General features: G+C 56.2%; 15 protein-coding genes. 8 read left to right on the top strand and 7 right to left on the bottom strand.

The genetic code is table 11. The annotated features are described in order from the left end of the window. Nucleotides 1-99 precede the first annotated feature (99 nt). Entirely contained in the window at nt 100-399 is a 300-nt protein-coding gene (locus tag ACMG4M_RS15820) for a type II toxin-antitoxin system RelB/DinJ family antitoxin (protein ID WP_414430391.1), read from the top strand. A 428-nt stretch (nt 400-827) separates the two neighbouring features. After that, complete coding sequence (locus ACMG4M_RS15815) at nt 828-3,089, top strand: helicase HerA domain-containing protein (RefSeq protein ID WP_414430390.1); 2,262 nt, start codon at nt 828-830, stop codon at nt 3,087-3,089. 360 nt (nt 3,090-3,449) lie between these two features. On the opposite strand, the gene speE is transcribed toward ACMG4M_RS15815, so the two are convergent. Continuing rightward, nucleotides 3,450-4,310: a polyamine aminopropyltransferase gene (gene speE, locus ACMG4M_RS15810; protein ID WP_414430389.1), complete on the bottom strand. Its 861-nt coding sequence runs from the start codon at nt 4,308-4,310 to the stop codon at nt 3,450-3,452. A 159-nt stretch (nt 4,311-4,469) separates the two neighbouring features. Between speE and speA the strand changes: the two genes are divergently transcribed. The 3 genes from speA to ACMG4M_RS15795 all read left to right on the top strand — a co-directional run bounded on the left by speA (nt 4,470) and on the right by ACMG4M_RS15795 (nt 7,402). Next, entirely contained in the window at nt 4,470-6,350 is a 1,881-nt protein-coding gene (gene speA / locus ACMG4M_RS15805; RefSeq protein ID WP_414430388.1) for a biosynthetic arginine decarboxylase, read from the top strand. 252 nt (nt 6,351-6,602) lie between these two features. Continuing rightward, the gene (locus ACMG4M_RS15800; protein WP_297764998.1) at nt 6,603-6,947 is read left to right on the top strand and encodes a Rieske (2Fe-2S) protein; all 345 of its coding nucleotides are present in this window, start codon (nt 6,603-6,605) and stop codon (nt 6,945-6,947) included. Next, nucleotides 6,947-7,402, top strand: coding sequence for a DUF4112 domain-containing protein (locus ACMG4M_RS15795; RefSeq protein ID WP_272997693.1), 456 nt, complete (start codon nt 6,947-6,949; stop codon nt 7,400-7,402). The genes ACMG4M_RS15800 and ACMG4M_RS15795 overlap by 1 nt, the downstream gene beginning before the upstream one ends. Nucleotides 7,403-7,554: 152 nt before the next feature. Here the strand turns inward: ACMG4M_RS15795 and ACMG4M_RS15790 are convergent, their stop codons facing one another. Then, entirely contained in the window at nt 7,555-8,223 is a 669-nt protein-coding gene (locus tag ACMG4M_RS15790; protein WP_272997691.1) for a DUF523 domain-containing protein, read from the bottom strand. 38 nt (nt 8,224-8,261) lie between these two features. Here ACMG4M_RS15790 and ACMG4M_RS15785 point away from each other — a divergent pair, with 38 nt between their 5' ends. Then, nucleotides 8,262-9,215, top strand: coding sequence for a 2-hydroxyacid dehydrogenase (locus tag ACMG4M_RS15785; RefSeq protein WP_414430387.1), 954 nt, complete (start codon nt 8,262-8,264; stop codon nt 9,213-9,215). Nucleotides 9,216-9,333: 118 nt separating this feature from the next. Here ACMG4M_RS15785 and ACMG4M_RS15780 read toward each other — a convergent pair whose 3' ends face one another. Then, nucleotides 9,334-10,128, bottom strand: a complete 795-nt coding sequence (locus tag ACMG4M_RS15780; protein WP_414430386.1) for an SDR family NAD(P)-dependent oxidoreductase — start codon at nt 10,126-10,128, stop codon at nt 9,334-9,336. 178 nt (nt 10,129-10,306) lie between these two features. Here ACMG4M_RS15780 and ACMG4M_RS15775 point away from each other — a divergent pair, with 178 nt between their 5' ends. Further along, the gene (locus ACMG4M_RS15775) at nt 10,307-11,287 is read left to right on the top strand and encodes a ketopantoate reductase family protein (RefSeq protein WP_035245359.1); all 981 of its coding nucleotides are present in this window, start codon (nt 10,307-10,309) and stop codon (nt 11,285-11,287) included. Nucleotides 11,288-11,289: 2 nt separating this feature from the next. Next, a complete protein-coding gene (locus ACMG4M_RS15770) occupies nt 11,290-11,709 on the top strand; it encodes a secondary thiamine-phosphate synthase enzyme YjbQ (protein WP_414430384.1) in 420 nt (139 codons plus the stop codon). Between the two features lie 353 nt (nt 11,710-12,062). Here the strand turns inward: ACMG4M_RS15770 and ACMG4M_RS15765 are convergent, their stop codons facing one another. From ACMG4M_RS15765 to ACMG4M_RS15750, 4 genes are all read right to left on the bottom strand, one after another. Continuing rightward, nucleotides 12,063-12,767, bottom strand: coding sequence for a DUF2057 family protein (locus tag ACMG4M_RS15765; RefSeq protein WP_414430383.1), 705 nt, complete (start codon nt 12,765-12,767; stop codon nt 12,063-12,065). Nucleotides 12,768-12,825: 58 nt separating this feature from the next. Next, nucleotides 12,826-13,164 carry a DUF4870 family protein gene (locus ACMG4M_RS15760; RefSeq protein WP_272997683.1) on the bottom strand — a complete coding sequence of 113 codons (339 nt, stop codon included), beginning with the start codon at nt 13,162-13,164 and terminating at the stop codon, nt 12,826-12,828. Further along, nucleotides 13,161-13,463 carry a BPTI/Kunitz domain-containing protein gene (locus tag ACMG4M_RS15755; protein ID WP_297765023.1) on the bottom strand — a complete coding sequence of 101 codons (303 nt, stop codon included), beginning with the start codon at nt 13,461-13,463 and terminating at the stop codon, nt 13,161-13,163. Before ACMG4M_RS15755 ends, ACMG4M_RS15760 begins: the two co-directional genes overlap by 4 nt. Nucleotides 13,464-13,550: 87 nt before the next feature. Then, on the bottom strand, nt 13,551-14,084 hold the full coding sequence (locus tag ACMG4M_RS15750; protein ID WP_414430382.1) for a mechanosensitive ion channel domain-containing protein: 534 nt from the start codon (nt 14,082-14,084) through the stop codon (nt 13,551-13,553). Between the last annotated feature and the right edge of the window lie 4 nt (nt 14,085-14,088).

Raw genomic sequence — 14,088 nt, 5'->3', positions numbered from 1 at the left:
AAGCGAAGGGCCAACGCTTCCCATAGCCAGCCAGGAAGCCGCCCAAAACTTGACCGTATCTCAATTGAGATACACCATTAAGGTCAGGAGGAAAACGATATGGCTACCCAGACTTCAATGTTGCATGTCCGCATCGACGACAAACTGAAAGCAGACGCCGCCGAAAAGCTCGGCAACGTGGGGCTGTCGATTTCCGATGCAGTGCGTATTCTGCTGACTCGTGTGGTCAAGGAAGGCGCCTTGCCCGCCGGGCTGACCGCTGACCCGGATGCCTACGACGCCTGGTTCAAGGCCAAAGTCCGCGAAGCCATGGAGGATACCCGCCCCTCTGAAACTCATGAGCAGGTCATGGATGACGTGCAGGCATTAATCGAAAGGAAGCGTGGTGGTAAAAGTTGAATGGCGACCAGCGTCGCTGGAGTTTTTGCCTTTGCGTTATCAATTCTCAACTATCAATTGCCTTTCCCTCTGCGTTTCCTTGTCCGCCAAGATTGTGTAGATTCGGAACTGGATCACAAATAAAAATCGGTCAGCCAGGGTGGCATGGCCTGCGAAAGCGAATCGGGGGAAGGGATGCCTGTCTGTTTATCCTTATGCTGGCCTGGGCTGGCTTCTATGATTATCCCTCCTTTTTGGCTCGGCGCACGGGGCAAGACCTGACCCCAGTCACCCGGATTTGAAGAAATTTATGAGTTCATTAAACCTCGGCTGGATGCGGAGAAAGTATAAAAAGTCGCGTCACTCGGACGTATTAAAGTACGCCGGCGCGCTCTGGCGTTATATTTATGTCACTACATGAAGTATCAACCAAAAAATGGATTTCATAGATGAATAAGCTTTCCCAAAAAGAAAGGGTCGTATCATTAGGGATAGATCTTTTTCTGCTTTTAATTATTTGCGCCATAGCATTTGGCAGCTTATACCCACCAGTAGGGGATAGTGGATTCTGGTTTTACGCTGCATTACTCAGCGTTCTAGTTGGTTCAAAAATAGTAACCCCGTTTTATGTAAAACCTGTTGATGCTATTTCATATTCAGTCCCTGCATTTGTATCACTAATGCTTGTTAATAGTTGGACTGAGTGGCCTGTCGAGACTAAGGTTGCATTTTTTTCGGTATCATCATTGTCTGGGTTGGTTTTAATCTTTTCCCTGTTAGCTATAGTTCTGAATAATTGGGGTGATGAAAGGCTACAAGAGGCCTCAAATAAAATTCGGATATTTCTTGAGGTATTTGCAAAGCCTCAAGTCATCTACACTCCAATTATTATATTTGCAATGTATTCCTATCACATAGGAGAGCCACATGAGTTAATACTAATATCTATAGCTATATTGCTTACAGTAGCTATGTCGGCTGGTGATTTTTTAGTTAAGACATTCAACAGGATTAGGAAAACGACTGATATAGGTCGGAGCGTATCTATCGTTGCAGAAATTGCTGCTTACCAGCAGCCAAATATTATTTTGCTTCGTCAAGCTAAAGATAACGATTTACCGCTTAAGAAAATCGTCTACGTAAAAGATAGACATTCCAATTCTAAGTTGGCTCTTACACTTGATTTAGTCGGGCGGGATAATGGTGTTCTAACTCGATCAGTTGAAATTAGACGCCTCCAATCTGGACAATATAAAGAGCTAGATTCGGTTGTTGAAAATGACTCGGCTGCGGCAATTGAAGATGAATATCTTCAAGAAATCTGTGCATTAGAAAGCATAGATTTGGCATCCGGCGATAGCGTTGTTGGTATTGTCGCACCCGATTCTTCAATTGAAAGGTTATTCTTTGAAGTCGTTGATAATTCAGATATTGAAGAAGGGCGCCTTGTATCCGTAAATATACAAGGGAAAAAGGTTCTTTACCAAATTGTTGGCGGTTTGACCAGAGAAGAAGCTGTACATAAAAAAAATACTTATGGTTATTTGCGAGCACAAGCTCAACAGATCGGTGTTTGGAACGAAGAGCAGAGAAAATTCACTCAGTTTAGTTGGCTGCCCAACATCAATGAGCCGGTATATCTTGAGGCACAAGAAAACTACGCTATCGAACCAGACACTATAGGCCACTTTCCTGATAGCAACTACCAAGTAAAAATTGGAAATATAAATCATTTAGTAACTCATAATACGGCGATCCTTGGAATTCTTGGTGTAGGAAAGTCTATGCTCGCAATAGAGTTGCTAGAGAGGATGATGTCAGAGGGAATAAAAGTTGTATGTCTAGATCTAACGGATCAATATTCTTCGGAGTTGTCAGACTACTATAACGCTCCTTATGAAGAGGCATGTCTTCAAAGGCTAAGAGCTGCTACTGATCAGGATCGAGATGCGTGGCAGGAAAATCCGGAGCAAGGCGGTAGCTTGCCTAATTTGAAGAATGCATTTTTCGAAGATTTAAATGGGTTTATTAACAACACAGATGGGCACCTTCTAAAAATTTATAACCCAGCAGAGTTTGTTGCGACACGCCAAGAAAGGGCGCCAGGGAACTTTCAAGCTGGCGGGCAGTGGCAGCGCGGTGCTCCACTATTTAGTGTTACCCCTGTAGAAATCACCAAAATTGTATCAGAGACTGTTCTTGATATTCTATCTGCCGAAATGTCAGACCGTGCTAGAATTTGTTTAGTCTATGAAGAGGCCCATTCGCTTGTTCCAGAATGGAACTCTGTTGTTGCAGAAGGTGATAAGCACGCGACTAGTGGAACAGCTAGAGCAATTCTTCAAGGAAGAAAGTTTGGGCTTGGATGCTTGCTCATTACGCAGAGGACCGCAAACGTTACGAAAACTATCCTCAATCAATGTAATACTATATTTGCTATGCGTACATTTGATGATACTGGGAAGGGCTTTCTAGGTAATTATATCGGAAATGATTACGCTCAATCTTTGTCCTCAGTAAAAGAGCGTCATGCAGTCTTCTTTGGTAGAGGGTCTAGCTGTGAAAACCCAGTTCTGATGAAAGTAAACAATAGAGATGATTTTTTGAGATCATATAGAGGGCGGCATCGACCGCCTGTATTTTCTCAGGTAGACGCTATTCCTGCTCAAGAACAACCAGAACCTGAGTTCGATGATGATGTGCCGTTCTGAAAAAACGTGTATCAAGTCAAAGCACTCGGGCTTGGTAAGGCTGTCATCTTTTTTGTGCCCAAAAAATCAGACAACTTCACCAGGCCGGTGTTTGCTGAATGAGGGCAGGTCTTGCCCGTGCCTCAGGTAGCACAAGGCAAGATATGACCCCCAGTGGTGCAAACGGGCCATGCCACGCACCAGCGCAAAGACGACCCTCAGAGACCCCTTTTTTCTCCCGGGAGAGATAACGAGGGTCAGGTCTTTCCCCGTGCGCTTCTGGCTCCTGGTGGTCGGTATATCTAAACGAAAATGCCCTTGCTTCCAACGAAGACAAGGGCATTCTTTTTCTTGCAGCTTGCAGCTTGCAGCTTGCAGCTCCTAGCCCTTAATCGCCTTCTCCATAAACGGCGGCATCACCAACGCCCCCTTATGAATCGCCGCTGAATAATACTTCGTCTCAAAGCCTTTGCCGGTGGCGTCCGTTTCCCGGAATTCGCTCACGTCGGTGTTCTTGCCGGCCAGGGTGCAGCTCCACCAGCCGCTGGGGTAGACCGGCTGCGGGAAGGGCAGGGTCTGGGTGGTGGTGAAGCCCGCTTCGCGCATGTTGGCGTGCAGGTCCTTGATGATGGTATCGCTGTGCAGCAGCGGGGATTCGGACTGCTGAACGATGATGCCGCCTTCGGCCAGTACGCGGTAGCAATCACGGAAGAAGTCGGCCTTGAACAGGCCTTCTGCCGGGCCCACCGGGTCGGTGGAATCCACGATGATCACGTCCACGCTGCCGTCTTCACAGTTGCGCATGTATTGCACGCCGTCTTCGAATAACAGTTCGGCGCGGCTGTCGTTGTTGGACTCGCACAGTTCCGGGAAGTATTTCTCGGAGTAGCGGGTGACCATTTCGTCGATGTCGATCTGGGTGGCTTTTTCCACGCTGGGATGGCGCAGCACTTCACGCAGGGTGCCGCAGTCGCCGCCACCGATGATGATGACGCGCTTGGGGTTGGCGTGGCTGAACAGCACCGGGTGCGACATCATCTCGTGGTAGAGGAAGTTGTCGCGGGTGGAGAGCATGGTGGCGCCATCGATGGTCATCAGGTAGCCGAAGGTGTCGGTTTCCCACATCTCGATGTGCTGATATTCGGTCTGCACTTCTTCCAGCTTCTGCTTGAGGCGCAGGCCGAAGGCGGTGCCGGCGGTGTCGAAGTGCTCGTAAAACCAGTTGTCTTTGGTGCTGCTCATGGGCGGTTCCGGTGGAGGCAAATGGGGATGTTCGACGGGTGAACGATAGTCGCGATTGTAAGTCCTATCGTGCCCCTGTCAAAGCAGGAAAAAGGGGTGCGAGTGCGGCGCCCCGGCAGGCATAATGCCCCCAGACGACACCCTTATTCAGGACAGGTAATGACCGACAGATCTCCCGTACCCGCCAGCGACATCTATAACGTGGATCGCTGGGGCGACAGCTACTTCCGTATCGACGACCAGGGCCAGCTGTGTGTGCGGCCCAATGGCGAGCAGGGCGGCCAGGCCACGCTGGAAGCGGTGCTGGAAAACTGCCGGGCGGCCGGGTTGCGGGCGCCGGTGCTGGCGCGCTTTTCCGGGATTCTGCGCCAGCGGGTGAAGCTGCTGGCCGGGGCCTTCCGTGAGGCTATCGAGGCGAACCAGTACCAGGGCGGTTATACGCCGGTGTACCCGATCAAGGTGAACCAGCAGCGCCGGGTGGTGCACGAGATCCTGCGGGCCCGGGAAGATGGCGAGCGTATCGGCCTGGAGGCGGGTTCCAAGCCGGAGCTGCTGGCCGTGCTGGCGCTGTCCAACCCGGGCGATACCATCGTCTGCAACGGCTACAAGGACGCGGAATACCTGCGCCTGGCGCTGATGGGCGAGAAGCTGGGCTTTCACGTGCACATCGTGGTGGAGAAGATGTCCGAGCTGCCGGCGCTACTGTCGCTGGCGGACGAGCTGGGCGTGTCGCCGCGTATCGGCCTGCGGGTGCGGCTGATGAGTATCAGCAAGGGCAACTGGCAGAACACCGGTGGCGAGAAGTCCAAGTTCGGCCTGAGTGCGCCGCAGCTGATGGCGGCCATCGAGCATTGCCGTGCCGCCGGGCGGCTGGACTGCGTGAAGCTGCTGCATTTCCACCTGGGCTCCCAGGTGGCCAATATCCAGGACATCAAGGCGGGCATGCGCGAAGCGGCCCGCTACTACACCGAGATGCGCGCCCTGGGCGCGGCGGTGGAAACCGTGGATGTGGGCGGTGGCCTGGGGGTGGACTATGAAGGCACCCATTCCCGTTCCTACTGCTCCATGAACTACGGGGTGGGCGATTATGCCCGCCATATCGTGCAGACCCTGCAGCAGCAGTGCGCCCAGCACGGTTTGCCGGAGCCCAACATCATTTCCGAATCCGGCCGGGCGCTGACCGCCCACCATGCGGTGCTGCTGGTGAATATCACCGACCAGGAGCAGATGGCGTCGGTGGCGGTGGACGCGCCGGCGGCGGACGATGTGGCCGAGCTGCATCAGCTGTGGGAGCTGCAACAGGCCCTGGCCGGCGAGCCGGGCAATCTGCTGGAGCGGTTCTCGGAAGTGACCGGTGCCTGGCAGGACATTCACCAGCGTTATATCGCCGGTGACCTGGGCCTGAGCACCCGCGCCCGTGGTGAGCAGCTGTATATCAACTGCCTGCTGGCTCTGCGCGGTCGCCTGAACCCGTTGCGCAAGCAGCAGCGCGAGTTGCTCGACAGCCTCAACGAAACCCTGGCGGACAAGCTGTTCGTGAATTTCTCCGTGTTCCAGTCGGTGCCGGATGTGTGGGGCATCAACCAGGTGTTCCCGGTGCTGCCGCTGTCCGGCCTGGACAAGCCCGCCACCCGCCGGGCGGTGATCCAGGACATTACCTGCGATTCCGATGGCCGCATCGACCAGTTCGTGGATGGCGAAGGCGTGGAAGCTACCCTGCCGCTGCCGGAACAGCTCAACGGCCACCTGGGGATTTTCATGGTGGGCGCCTACCAGGAAATCCTCGGCGACATGCACAACCTGTTCGGCGACACGGATTCCGTGGATGTGGACGTGGAAGCCGATGGCACCATCAAGCTGAGCCACGCCATCCAGGGCGACACGGTGAGCACTGTGCTGCGCTACGTGAACTACGATACCGACAAGCTGCTGGCGTCTCTGGAACAGCATTGTCGCCAGGCGCATTTGAGCGACGGCGAGCAGGAAACGTTTATCGGGCTGGTACGCGAGGGATTAGCCGGGTATACCTATCTGGAGTAGCTACGAGATACGAAGCCGCTGTAGGAGCTATGCTTGCATGGCGAACCGCGTTTACGCGGAATTGCCCGCAGGGCGATCAGATCTTTCAGCGCTCGACAGATTTTATTCATGGAATTGTCAGGCCCTTGAATCTCTGTCGCCTCGCTACGCTCGGTTCGCCATGCAAGCATGGGCTCCTACAGCGGCGTTGTAGCTAGCGGTTAGCAGCTCGTCGCTCACAACTGATTTTTCCAAGCCAGCAAGGAGAGCAAGATGCGTTATGAACTCTGTGCCAGCCAGGATATTCCCCAGGGGAAAAGCCGTGCTTTGGAAGCCGGTGAGAAGAAGCTGGTGGTGTATCACCTGAGTGATGGTTTCTATGCCACTCAGGCCCGTTGTACGCATATGTTTGCGTCGCTGGGTAAGGGCAAGATTCTTGAAGACAAGTGTGTGCAATGTCCGTTGCACCGTGCGCGGTTTGATATCCGTACCGGTGAAGTGAGCGAGTGGGCCAATTTTCCGCCCGGCGTGCAGTTGTTGAATGTGGTGCGGGGTGAGAAAGCCCTGGAGACCTGGCCGGTCACGGAAGAGGACGGCCACCTGTTTGTGGAGATGTAATGGCAGCAAGGACAGAAGCCCAGCAACGGGCAACGCTTGAGCGGCTGGAAAAGTTCAGCCGTTTTACCGACAGCAGCATCGGCATTCCTTTTACCAAGTTCCAGATCGGTGCCGAGGCCATTATCGGCCTGGTGCCCCTGGTGGGTGATGCCGCCGGTTTGGTACTGTCCAGCTATGTGCTGATCGAAGCGCAGCGGGCCGGTGCCAGCAAGGGTGTGAAGCTGCGCATGCTGCGTAACATGGGTATCGATTTTCTCGGTGGCCTGTTGCCGGTGGTGGGCGATGCTTTTGATGCCATCTATAAGGCCAATACCCGCAATACCAAACTGTTGAAGAACTATCTGGAAGAGCAGCTTGAGGTGGAACCACCGCCACCGCCTTTCCCCTGGAAGACCCTGATCGGGTTGTCCATCCTGTTTGCCGTTGTCACCGGTGGGCTGACGCTGATTTTCTGAATGAATAGTTAATAATGAATAATTAATAACGCCGAGAAACAGACCTTTGGTCCATAAAGCAAAGAGGCCGCGCCCATAATCAGGGCGCGGCCTCTTGCGTTAAAAATTATGAAAAGCACGGATCGCGGCAGCTATTAACTATTCATTGCCTTTCAATGCATCGCTTGCCCCAGTTTATCCAGATAGTGGCGCAGGCCACTGTGCAGCGGTTCGTCCAGCTGTTCGCTTTGCGCCTGCATGTCATTGAGCCACTGGCCCTGATGGTCGCTGTGATGCCACTGGTGGTAGCAGTACACCTGTAGCAGAAAACTTTGCAGGAAGGCGGGCTTTTCCAGGTCGCTGTCGTTGGCCAGGGGAATGCGCGGGAACAGTTCGTGGAGTTTGCGGGCGAAGGCGCCGGAGGCCATGCCGATCTGCTGGCCGCCGGCGTTATGCACCGGGGTGCTCAGGTGGCCGCAACTGGGTGAGCGGGCTTTGAGTACGAAGCCGCTGAGGGGTTCAGTCATGCCGGCGGCCACGTCCTCCAGTGCTTCGGTGACATCCTGCTGCGGGTTTTCCACGCCTTTGACGCGCAGGGCATCGTCCACCTGCACGACCTGAATCGGTGGGCGCGGGACCGGCAGGCCGATGGCCACTTCCGGGCAGGTGTCGCGAAAACGTAGCAGGGGGCCGAGCTGATGCACCAGGATGGCGTTGTGTTTGTGGTCGCCGTCGTAGCGGACCTTCTGGCCGAGCAGGCAGGCGCTGACGCCCACTACCGGTTTCTGCCAGTCGTGCTGTGGCAGGGTGAAGCCCATCTTTTCCAGCAAATCCGTTAGCATGGAACACCTCCCTTCTTCCCCGATAAAGGTGACCGAACATGCAGGGCGTTTTTCTCGACACCGATACCCTCAATCCCGACGAGATGGACTTCTCCGCCCTGGAGGCGTTGATGCCCTGGACCTTTCATCCGCTGACCCGCCCGCAAGATCGGCTGGCGCGTCTGGACGGTGCCCAGGTGGTCATCACCAACAAGGTGGTGCTGGATGCCGCCACCCTGAAAGCCTGCCCGTCTCTCAAGCTTATCTGCATTTGTGCCACCGGTACCAATAATGTGGATCTGGAGGCGGCCCGGGAGCTGGGGATTACGGTGTGTAATGTGAGCGGCTATGCGCGGGCATCGGTGGCTCAGCACACCCTGACTATGATGTTGTCACTGGCCACCCGCTGGCAGCTTTACGATCGGGATGTGAAGGCCGGGGCCTGGAGCCGGGCGGAGCAGTTCTGTCTGCTGAATCATCCGATCATGGAACTGGCCGGCAAGACCCTGGGGCTGATCGGCCACGGGGATCTGGGCCGGGAAGTGGCACGACTGGCCGAAGCGCTTGGCATGCAGGTACTGGTGGCGGAATCCTTCCAGCGTCACGGTGGCCAATCCGGGCGTGTGTCATTGGCGGAACTGTTACCGCAGGCGGATGTGCTCAGCCTGCATTGCCCGCTGACACCCCAGACCGACAAGCTGGTGAATGCGTCGTTTCTTGCCCAGATGAAACCCGGTGCCCTGCTGATCAACACCGCCCGGGGCGGCCTGATCGATGAACCGGCCCTGGCCGATGCCCTGCGCTCTGGCCACCTGGGCGGCGCCGGCCTGGACGTGCTCAGCAGCGAACCGCCGCCGGCGGATCACCCGTTGCTGGCGGAGGATATCCCCAATCTGATCATTACCCCGCACAACGCCTGGGGTACGAGGGAATGTCGGCAACGACTGCTGGATGGGGTGGTGGAGAACATTCGTCAGTGGCAGGCGGGCAGTGCGATTAACGTGGTGAATTGAAGGTTGTTGTAGGAGCTATGCTTGCATGGCGAATAACCGCAATCGCGAGCAGGTTCGCATGTCGCAGATCCCCTGAGGGGCAAGCATAGCTCCTACGGTAATGATTCAACCTTTCTTTTTAAGCTGGCTGGCCAGCAGTTTGTCCATGCCTCTGAACAATGGCTGCGGCAATTTTGTGGCCGGGCCGGGGAGGGCGGCGAGCAGTACGCTGCCCAGTTTGCCCATGGGGCGGGCGATGCGGGCCGGGCGTTTTTCGCAGGCTTCCACAATCCAGCCGGCGGCCTTTTTCACGTGCATCATCGGCATGTATTTGTAGATGGCGGTGCGCGATGACATGGGCGTGCGCACCATGGGGAAGTACACCACCGTGGTGCTGATGCCCTGGTGGCCCATTTCCGCCTGCAAGGGAACGGGTGAAGGATTCCAGTGCGCTCTTGCTGGCCAGGTAGGCGGAAAACAGGGGGATGGGCACCTGGGTGGAAAGGCTGGAAATATTCACCACATGGCCGTGGCCCTGCTCGAGAAAACGCGGCAACAGTTTCAGGGTCATGGCCACGGCACCAATATAGTTGAGCTGTACGGTGCGTTGATAATCGTGCAGGCGATCCAGGGACTGCTCAATGGGGCGGCGGATGGAATGGGCGGCGTTGTTTACCAGCGCATCAATGCGTGGCTGCTCGGCGAGAATGCGCGCGGCGCAGGCGTCGATGGCCACGTTATCGCTCAAGTCGCAGGGGTAGATAAAGGCGCAGCCGCCATCCGCTTCGATGAGTTCCTGGACTTCCCGCAGCTGCTCTTCCCGCCTCGCTACCAGACACACGGTGGCGCCCCGGCGCGCCATGATTTTCGCTGCCTCGGCACCGATGCCACTGGAGGCGCCGGTCAGTACGATGGTCTGTCCTTTCAGTTTCATGATTCAACCTTTCTACTCGTCTGGGCGAGGATTGTCCTGTTCGGCCTGTGGCATGCAATCTCACAGGCTCTACTCTAGGCCTTGATACGCCATATTCAGGCTTCAGGGCTGCCGTGGAATCGCGGATGCAGGTCTATGTTATCTCGTTATTAACCGATAAAGCTGGAGATGTGTCGGTATGAATATCCTGATCGTTGGGGCAGGGGCAGTGGGATTAGTGTACGGCCATTGTTTTCAGCAGGCCGGTCATAGTGTGACGTTTTTTATCAAGGAAAAGCACCGGGCAACATTGAATCAGGGGGTGACGCTTGTCCGCAAGAGACGTTTATGGCGTGACAATGTGAGCCAATTCAGTGATTTTTCCCTGATTTCAGACTGGCAGGCGGTAGGAAAGCAGCAGTGGGATCAGGTGTTGCTGGCGATTCCTTCGGATGCGCTGCGGCAGCTACCTTTCGATTCCATTTACCGGGCTATCTGTGATGCAACGCTGGTCATGCTGCAACCCAGTGAGGAGGATTCCCGGTTACTGTTGCGGTTCTGGCCAGCATCACAAGTCGTCAGGGGGATGATCAATCTGATCAGCTATTACCATCCCTTGCCGGGGGAGACGCCAGTGGCATCCGCCACGCCCCTGTCGATAGCCTGGTTTTTGCCTCCGACTGCCATGCCGCTATCGGGTGACAAGGCACGGCTCGACGATGTCTTGTCGCTGTTCAACGGAAGCGGTATTTACAGCAAGAGCGTTGCGAATGCACTGGCCAGTTCCCGCTTGCCCAATGCTGTGTTGATGACGTTTTTGTGTGCTCTTGATGCCAGCGACTGGCGTTTTGCACAGCTCCGGAGTGACCGGACGTTGCTGGCGTTACTGGTGGCCGCACAAAAGGACTTGCTCGAGGCGCTGGCGGCCAATGAAGCGCCACAGGAACAGAAAGCCATGAAGCGTGCGGCGGGCCTTCTCGGTTACTGGCCTTATCGCATGATTTTGGGGCTGGCGCCATTAGCGTTGCCCTTTTCTCTGGAGGCTTATTTGCGTGAACATTTTACCAAGGTTCGCTCCCAGACGGATCTCTATGTACAAGACTTCAGGCGCCACTGCGATAGTGTCCATCTGGCACAGTTGCATCAGCGGGCGTTTGTCGACATACAGACAGTGAGTTGATTATGTGGTTTCAGACAACTATCAGCCTGGCGGCTCGAAAGCGGGGCTGCCATCTGGTAACACAAGATATAATCGATGGTCTGCCAGGACTGGCCGATGTGAAGGTGGGCTTGCTGCATCTGTTTATCCAGCATACCTCCGCGTCGCTGACCATCAACGAAAACGCCGACCCGGATGTGCGTGGCGATCTGGAGCGGCACCTTAATGTGATGGTGCCGGAAAACGCGCCTTATTATGAACACACCCTGGAAGGCCCGGACGACATGCCCGCCCATATCAAGAGCATATTGATCGGTCCGTCACTGAGCCTGCCAATCAGCAATGGCCGACTGGCGCTGGGGACCTGGCAGGGGATTTATCTGTGCGAGCACCGGGATCATGGTGGTGCGAGACGGGTGGTGGTGACGATTCAGGGGGAGTGAGCGGCGGACGTTGCAACTAATTCATCTACAAGGCCGCTGTAGGAACGTAGCGTAGCGGAGTAACGACCGTAGGTCGGCCCGAAGGGTGAGCGTAGCGAATAACGCCTCTTGAGGTGCGAACCGAGCGCAGCGAGGCGACAAAAATCTCAGCGATAGGCAGCCATATCTAGGAAGACCAGTGCCGTCCGGCAAGTCCTGATCGCCCTTTGGGCGATTCCTTGCTTCGCAAGGTTCGCGCCCTGGAAGGGCGCTCTTACAGCGGCTTCGTGGAGAAGTGTGTCAGTACCGAGTTGCGAGAAGCGAACCCCATATTTCAGGGGGCTTTCGCGACTCGCTTCTCGTGACTTGTAACTCTATTCAGCGATCCACTGCAGAAACTCCCGGCGTTCTTCCGGGGTGGCCTGTTTCCACTGAGCTTTCAGGGTATCCAGGTAGCTGCCGGTCGGGGCCGGTGCGGGGGCTGCCTGAGTAGCCGGAGCTGAGGCGCTGGTCGCAGGCGCCGGGGCGGCGGCTTGCTGTGGCGCAACGCTTTCGGAGGCGGCGGTGCTCACTTCTTCGCCGGTGATGGGGGCCAGGAAACCACGCTTGAGGATCAGGTTGGATTCCGTGGCCGCGACTTTTTCACCGGTGGTGGTGTTGATGGCCTGGCCGGTAAAGGCGTCTTCCAGGGCGCGGGCCTCTTCCACGTTGGCCGGTTTGTCGTAATCCAGCTGCCATTTCTCGCCAGCCTTGCCATCGACGATGAAGTTGGCGGGGTTGGTTTTCACGATATCGTGATTGTCCGCATCCAGCTGCCACAGCTCCTTGTAGTAGGCGAGGATCTCGTAGCGGCCTGGGGTCAGCTTGAGTTCCTTGAAGTCGGTGGCGAAGAAGGTGTTTACGCCATCCACTTCTTTGCCGTTGATGGTGAACACTTCGATTTCACTGGGCACGCGCACGGTCAGCACCTGGCTGTCGGATTTGGCGGGGCCATCATAGAGCTGGACCACCGGGCTGCGGGCGCAGGCGGACAGAAACAGGGCGCAGAGAACGAGGGGTATAAGGCGCAGGGACAGCATGGTATCTCCTTGATTGGCCCACCAGTCTGGCGGGCCGTGGTGACAATATTGTGACAACTCAGAAGCCCCAGGTGTCGACCCGGGCAGGCGCCACGTTGCGATTCAGGGTGCTCAGGCCGCGGGCACAGCGCACGATCCACCAGATAGTAATCACTACCATCAGCAGCCAGCCGATAAAGGCCAGGGTGGTGATGCCGGCAATGACGCTGTAGAGCAGGCCGATCCAGAAGGTACGGTACTGGAAGCGGAAGTGCTCACGCAGGGGTGGCGGCGCATCCCCGGCGTGCAGGTGGGCAATGATAACCCCGGCAACGGCGGTCAGCCCGCCGGTGATCAGGCCCACCAGGTGTAGTACATAAACCGCCCGGGCCATGCCCAGGGACGATGTCTGGCTCATTGCGGGTCTCCCTTGCTGCGATAGGTTCTCGCCGGGCTGGCAGGTTCGCTGTTGCTGGCATTACAGGTCTGCACGCAGGCGTCCTGTGTTTCGAAGGGCACGCTGCCCTTGCAGCCACCCCAGGTAAAGCTCTTGCAGCTGTCGCTTTCCTGATCGTAGTAATAGCGCTGGAAAGCGGCCTTGCACATGCCGGTTTCCGGCGGCTGGTAACAGGCGTCCGGCAGCGTATTGCCAGCCTCGGTACCGTTCTGACAGCCGGCCAGCAGGGTGATGAAGATCAGGGGAAATAACAGTCGCATGGTGTCGTCCTTGTGTCGATCAGCAACGGCCCTGCCAAACCGGCAAGGCCTTTCAATAAGGTGTCACTTTACTCTGTCGGGGGTGTGCTAGTCAGCCCGGCAGTGTTTCTGGTCTTTGGGCAGGGTGTCGCCGCGCAGGCGAATCACGGTTTTCTGTAGCAGCAGGTTGTTGGGCAGGGTGTAGCGGTGGCCCAGCTCGTCCTGCACGGTGATGAAGATCAGGCCCATGTAACGGATCTGCCCGGTGACCGTGTTGTCACCATCGAGCAGGCGGATGCGATCGCCTACCCGGTAGGGGGCGCTGAAGAACAGGATAATGGCGGCGGTGGTGTTGCTGAGCATGGACCAGCTGGCAAACAGGGCCACACCCAGCAGGGCCATCATCGACGTGGCGAAGACCATCAGCCCACTGCCGTTCAGGCCCCAGAGGATGCCGATGGACAACAGCGCCAGGACCACGCAGGCGCTGTTGATCACGACTGCCGTCTGGAAGATACGTGCCCGGCTGAAATCACGACGGCGGCCCAGGCGCCGGGTGGCACCTCGCAGTAATACGGACAATAGCCAGGCCACCAGGATAACGGCAACCGTCAGGCTCCATTTCATTGCGCTGGATTCCATCTCT

Source organism: Alcanivorax sp. IL3, assembly GCF_047495465.1.
Lineage (GTDB): Bacteria > Pseudomonadota > Gammaproteobacteria > Pseudomonadales > Alcanivoracaceae > Alcanivorax > Alcanivorax jadensis.
This window is presented reverse-complemented; position numbering and strand designations above follow the sequence as displayed.

Excerpts from the sequence above, each read along its gene's own strand:
- ACMG4M_RS15760 (WP_272997683.1), bottom strand. The coding sequence starts at position 13,164 with ATGAGCCAGACATCGTCCCTGGGCATGGCCCGGGCGGTTTATGTACTA.
- ACMG4M_RS15790 (WP_272997691.1), bottom strand. The coding sequence starts at position 8,223 with ATGCTAACGGATTTGCTGGAAAAGATGGGCTTCACCCTGCCACAGCAC.
- ACMG4M_RS15795 (WP_272997693.1), top strand. The coding sequence starts at position 6,947 with ATGGCAGCAAGGACAGAAGCCCAGCAACGGGCAACGCTTGAGCGGCTG.
- ACMG4M_RS15780 (WP_414430386.1), bottom strand. The coding sequence starts at position 10,128 with ATGAAACTGAAAGGACAGACCATCGTACTGACCGGCGCCTCCAGTGGC.
- speE (WP_414430389.1), bottom strand. The coding sequence starts at position 4,310 with ATGAGCAGCACCAAAGACAACTGGTTTTACGAGCACTTCGACACCGCC.
- ACMG4M_RS15815 (WP_414430390.1), top strand. The coding sequence starts at position 828 with ATGAATAAGCTTTCCCAAAAAGAAAGGGTCGTATCATTAGGGATAGAT.
- ACMG4M_RS15775 (WP_035245359.1), top strand. The coding sequence starts at position 10,307 with ATGAATATCCTGATCGTTGGGGCAGGGGCAGTGGGATTAGTGTACGGC.
- ACMG4M_RS15765 (WP_414430383.1), bottom strand. The coding sequence starts at position 12,767 with ATGCTGTCCCTGCGCCTTATACCCCTCGTTCTCTGCGCCCTGTTTCTG.
- ACMG4M_RS15820 (WP_414430391.1), top strand. The coding sequence starts at position 100 with ATGGCTACCCAGACTTCAATGTTGCATGTCCGCATCGACGACAAACTG.
- ACMG4M_RS15750 (WP_414430382.1), bottom strand. The coding sequence starts at position 14,084 with ATGGAATCCAGCGCAATGAAATGGAGCCTGACGGTTGCCGTTATCCTG.
- ACMG4M_RS15800 (WP_297764998.1), top strand. The coding sequence starts at position 6,603 with ATGCGTTATGAACTCTGTGCCAGCCAGGATATTCCCCAGGGGAAAAGC.
- ACMG4M_RS15770 (WP_414430384.1), top strand. The coding sequence starts at position 11,290 with ATGTGGTTTCAGACAACTATCAGCCTGGCGGCTCGAAAGCGGGGCTGC.
- ACMG4M_RS15755 (WP_297765023.1), bottom strand. The coding sequence starts at position 13,463 with ATGCGACTGTTATTTCCCCTGATCTTCATCACCCTGCTGGCCGGCTGT.
- ACMG4M_RS15785 (WP_414430387.1), top strand. The coding sequence starts at position 8,262 with ATGCAGGGCGTTTTTCTCGACACCGATACCCTCAATCCCGACGAGATG.
- speA (WP_414430388.1), top strand. The coding sequence starts at position 4,470 with ATGACCGACAGATCTCCCGTACCCGCCAGCGACATCTATAACGTGGAT.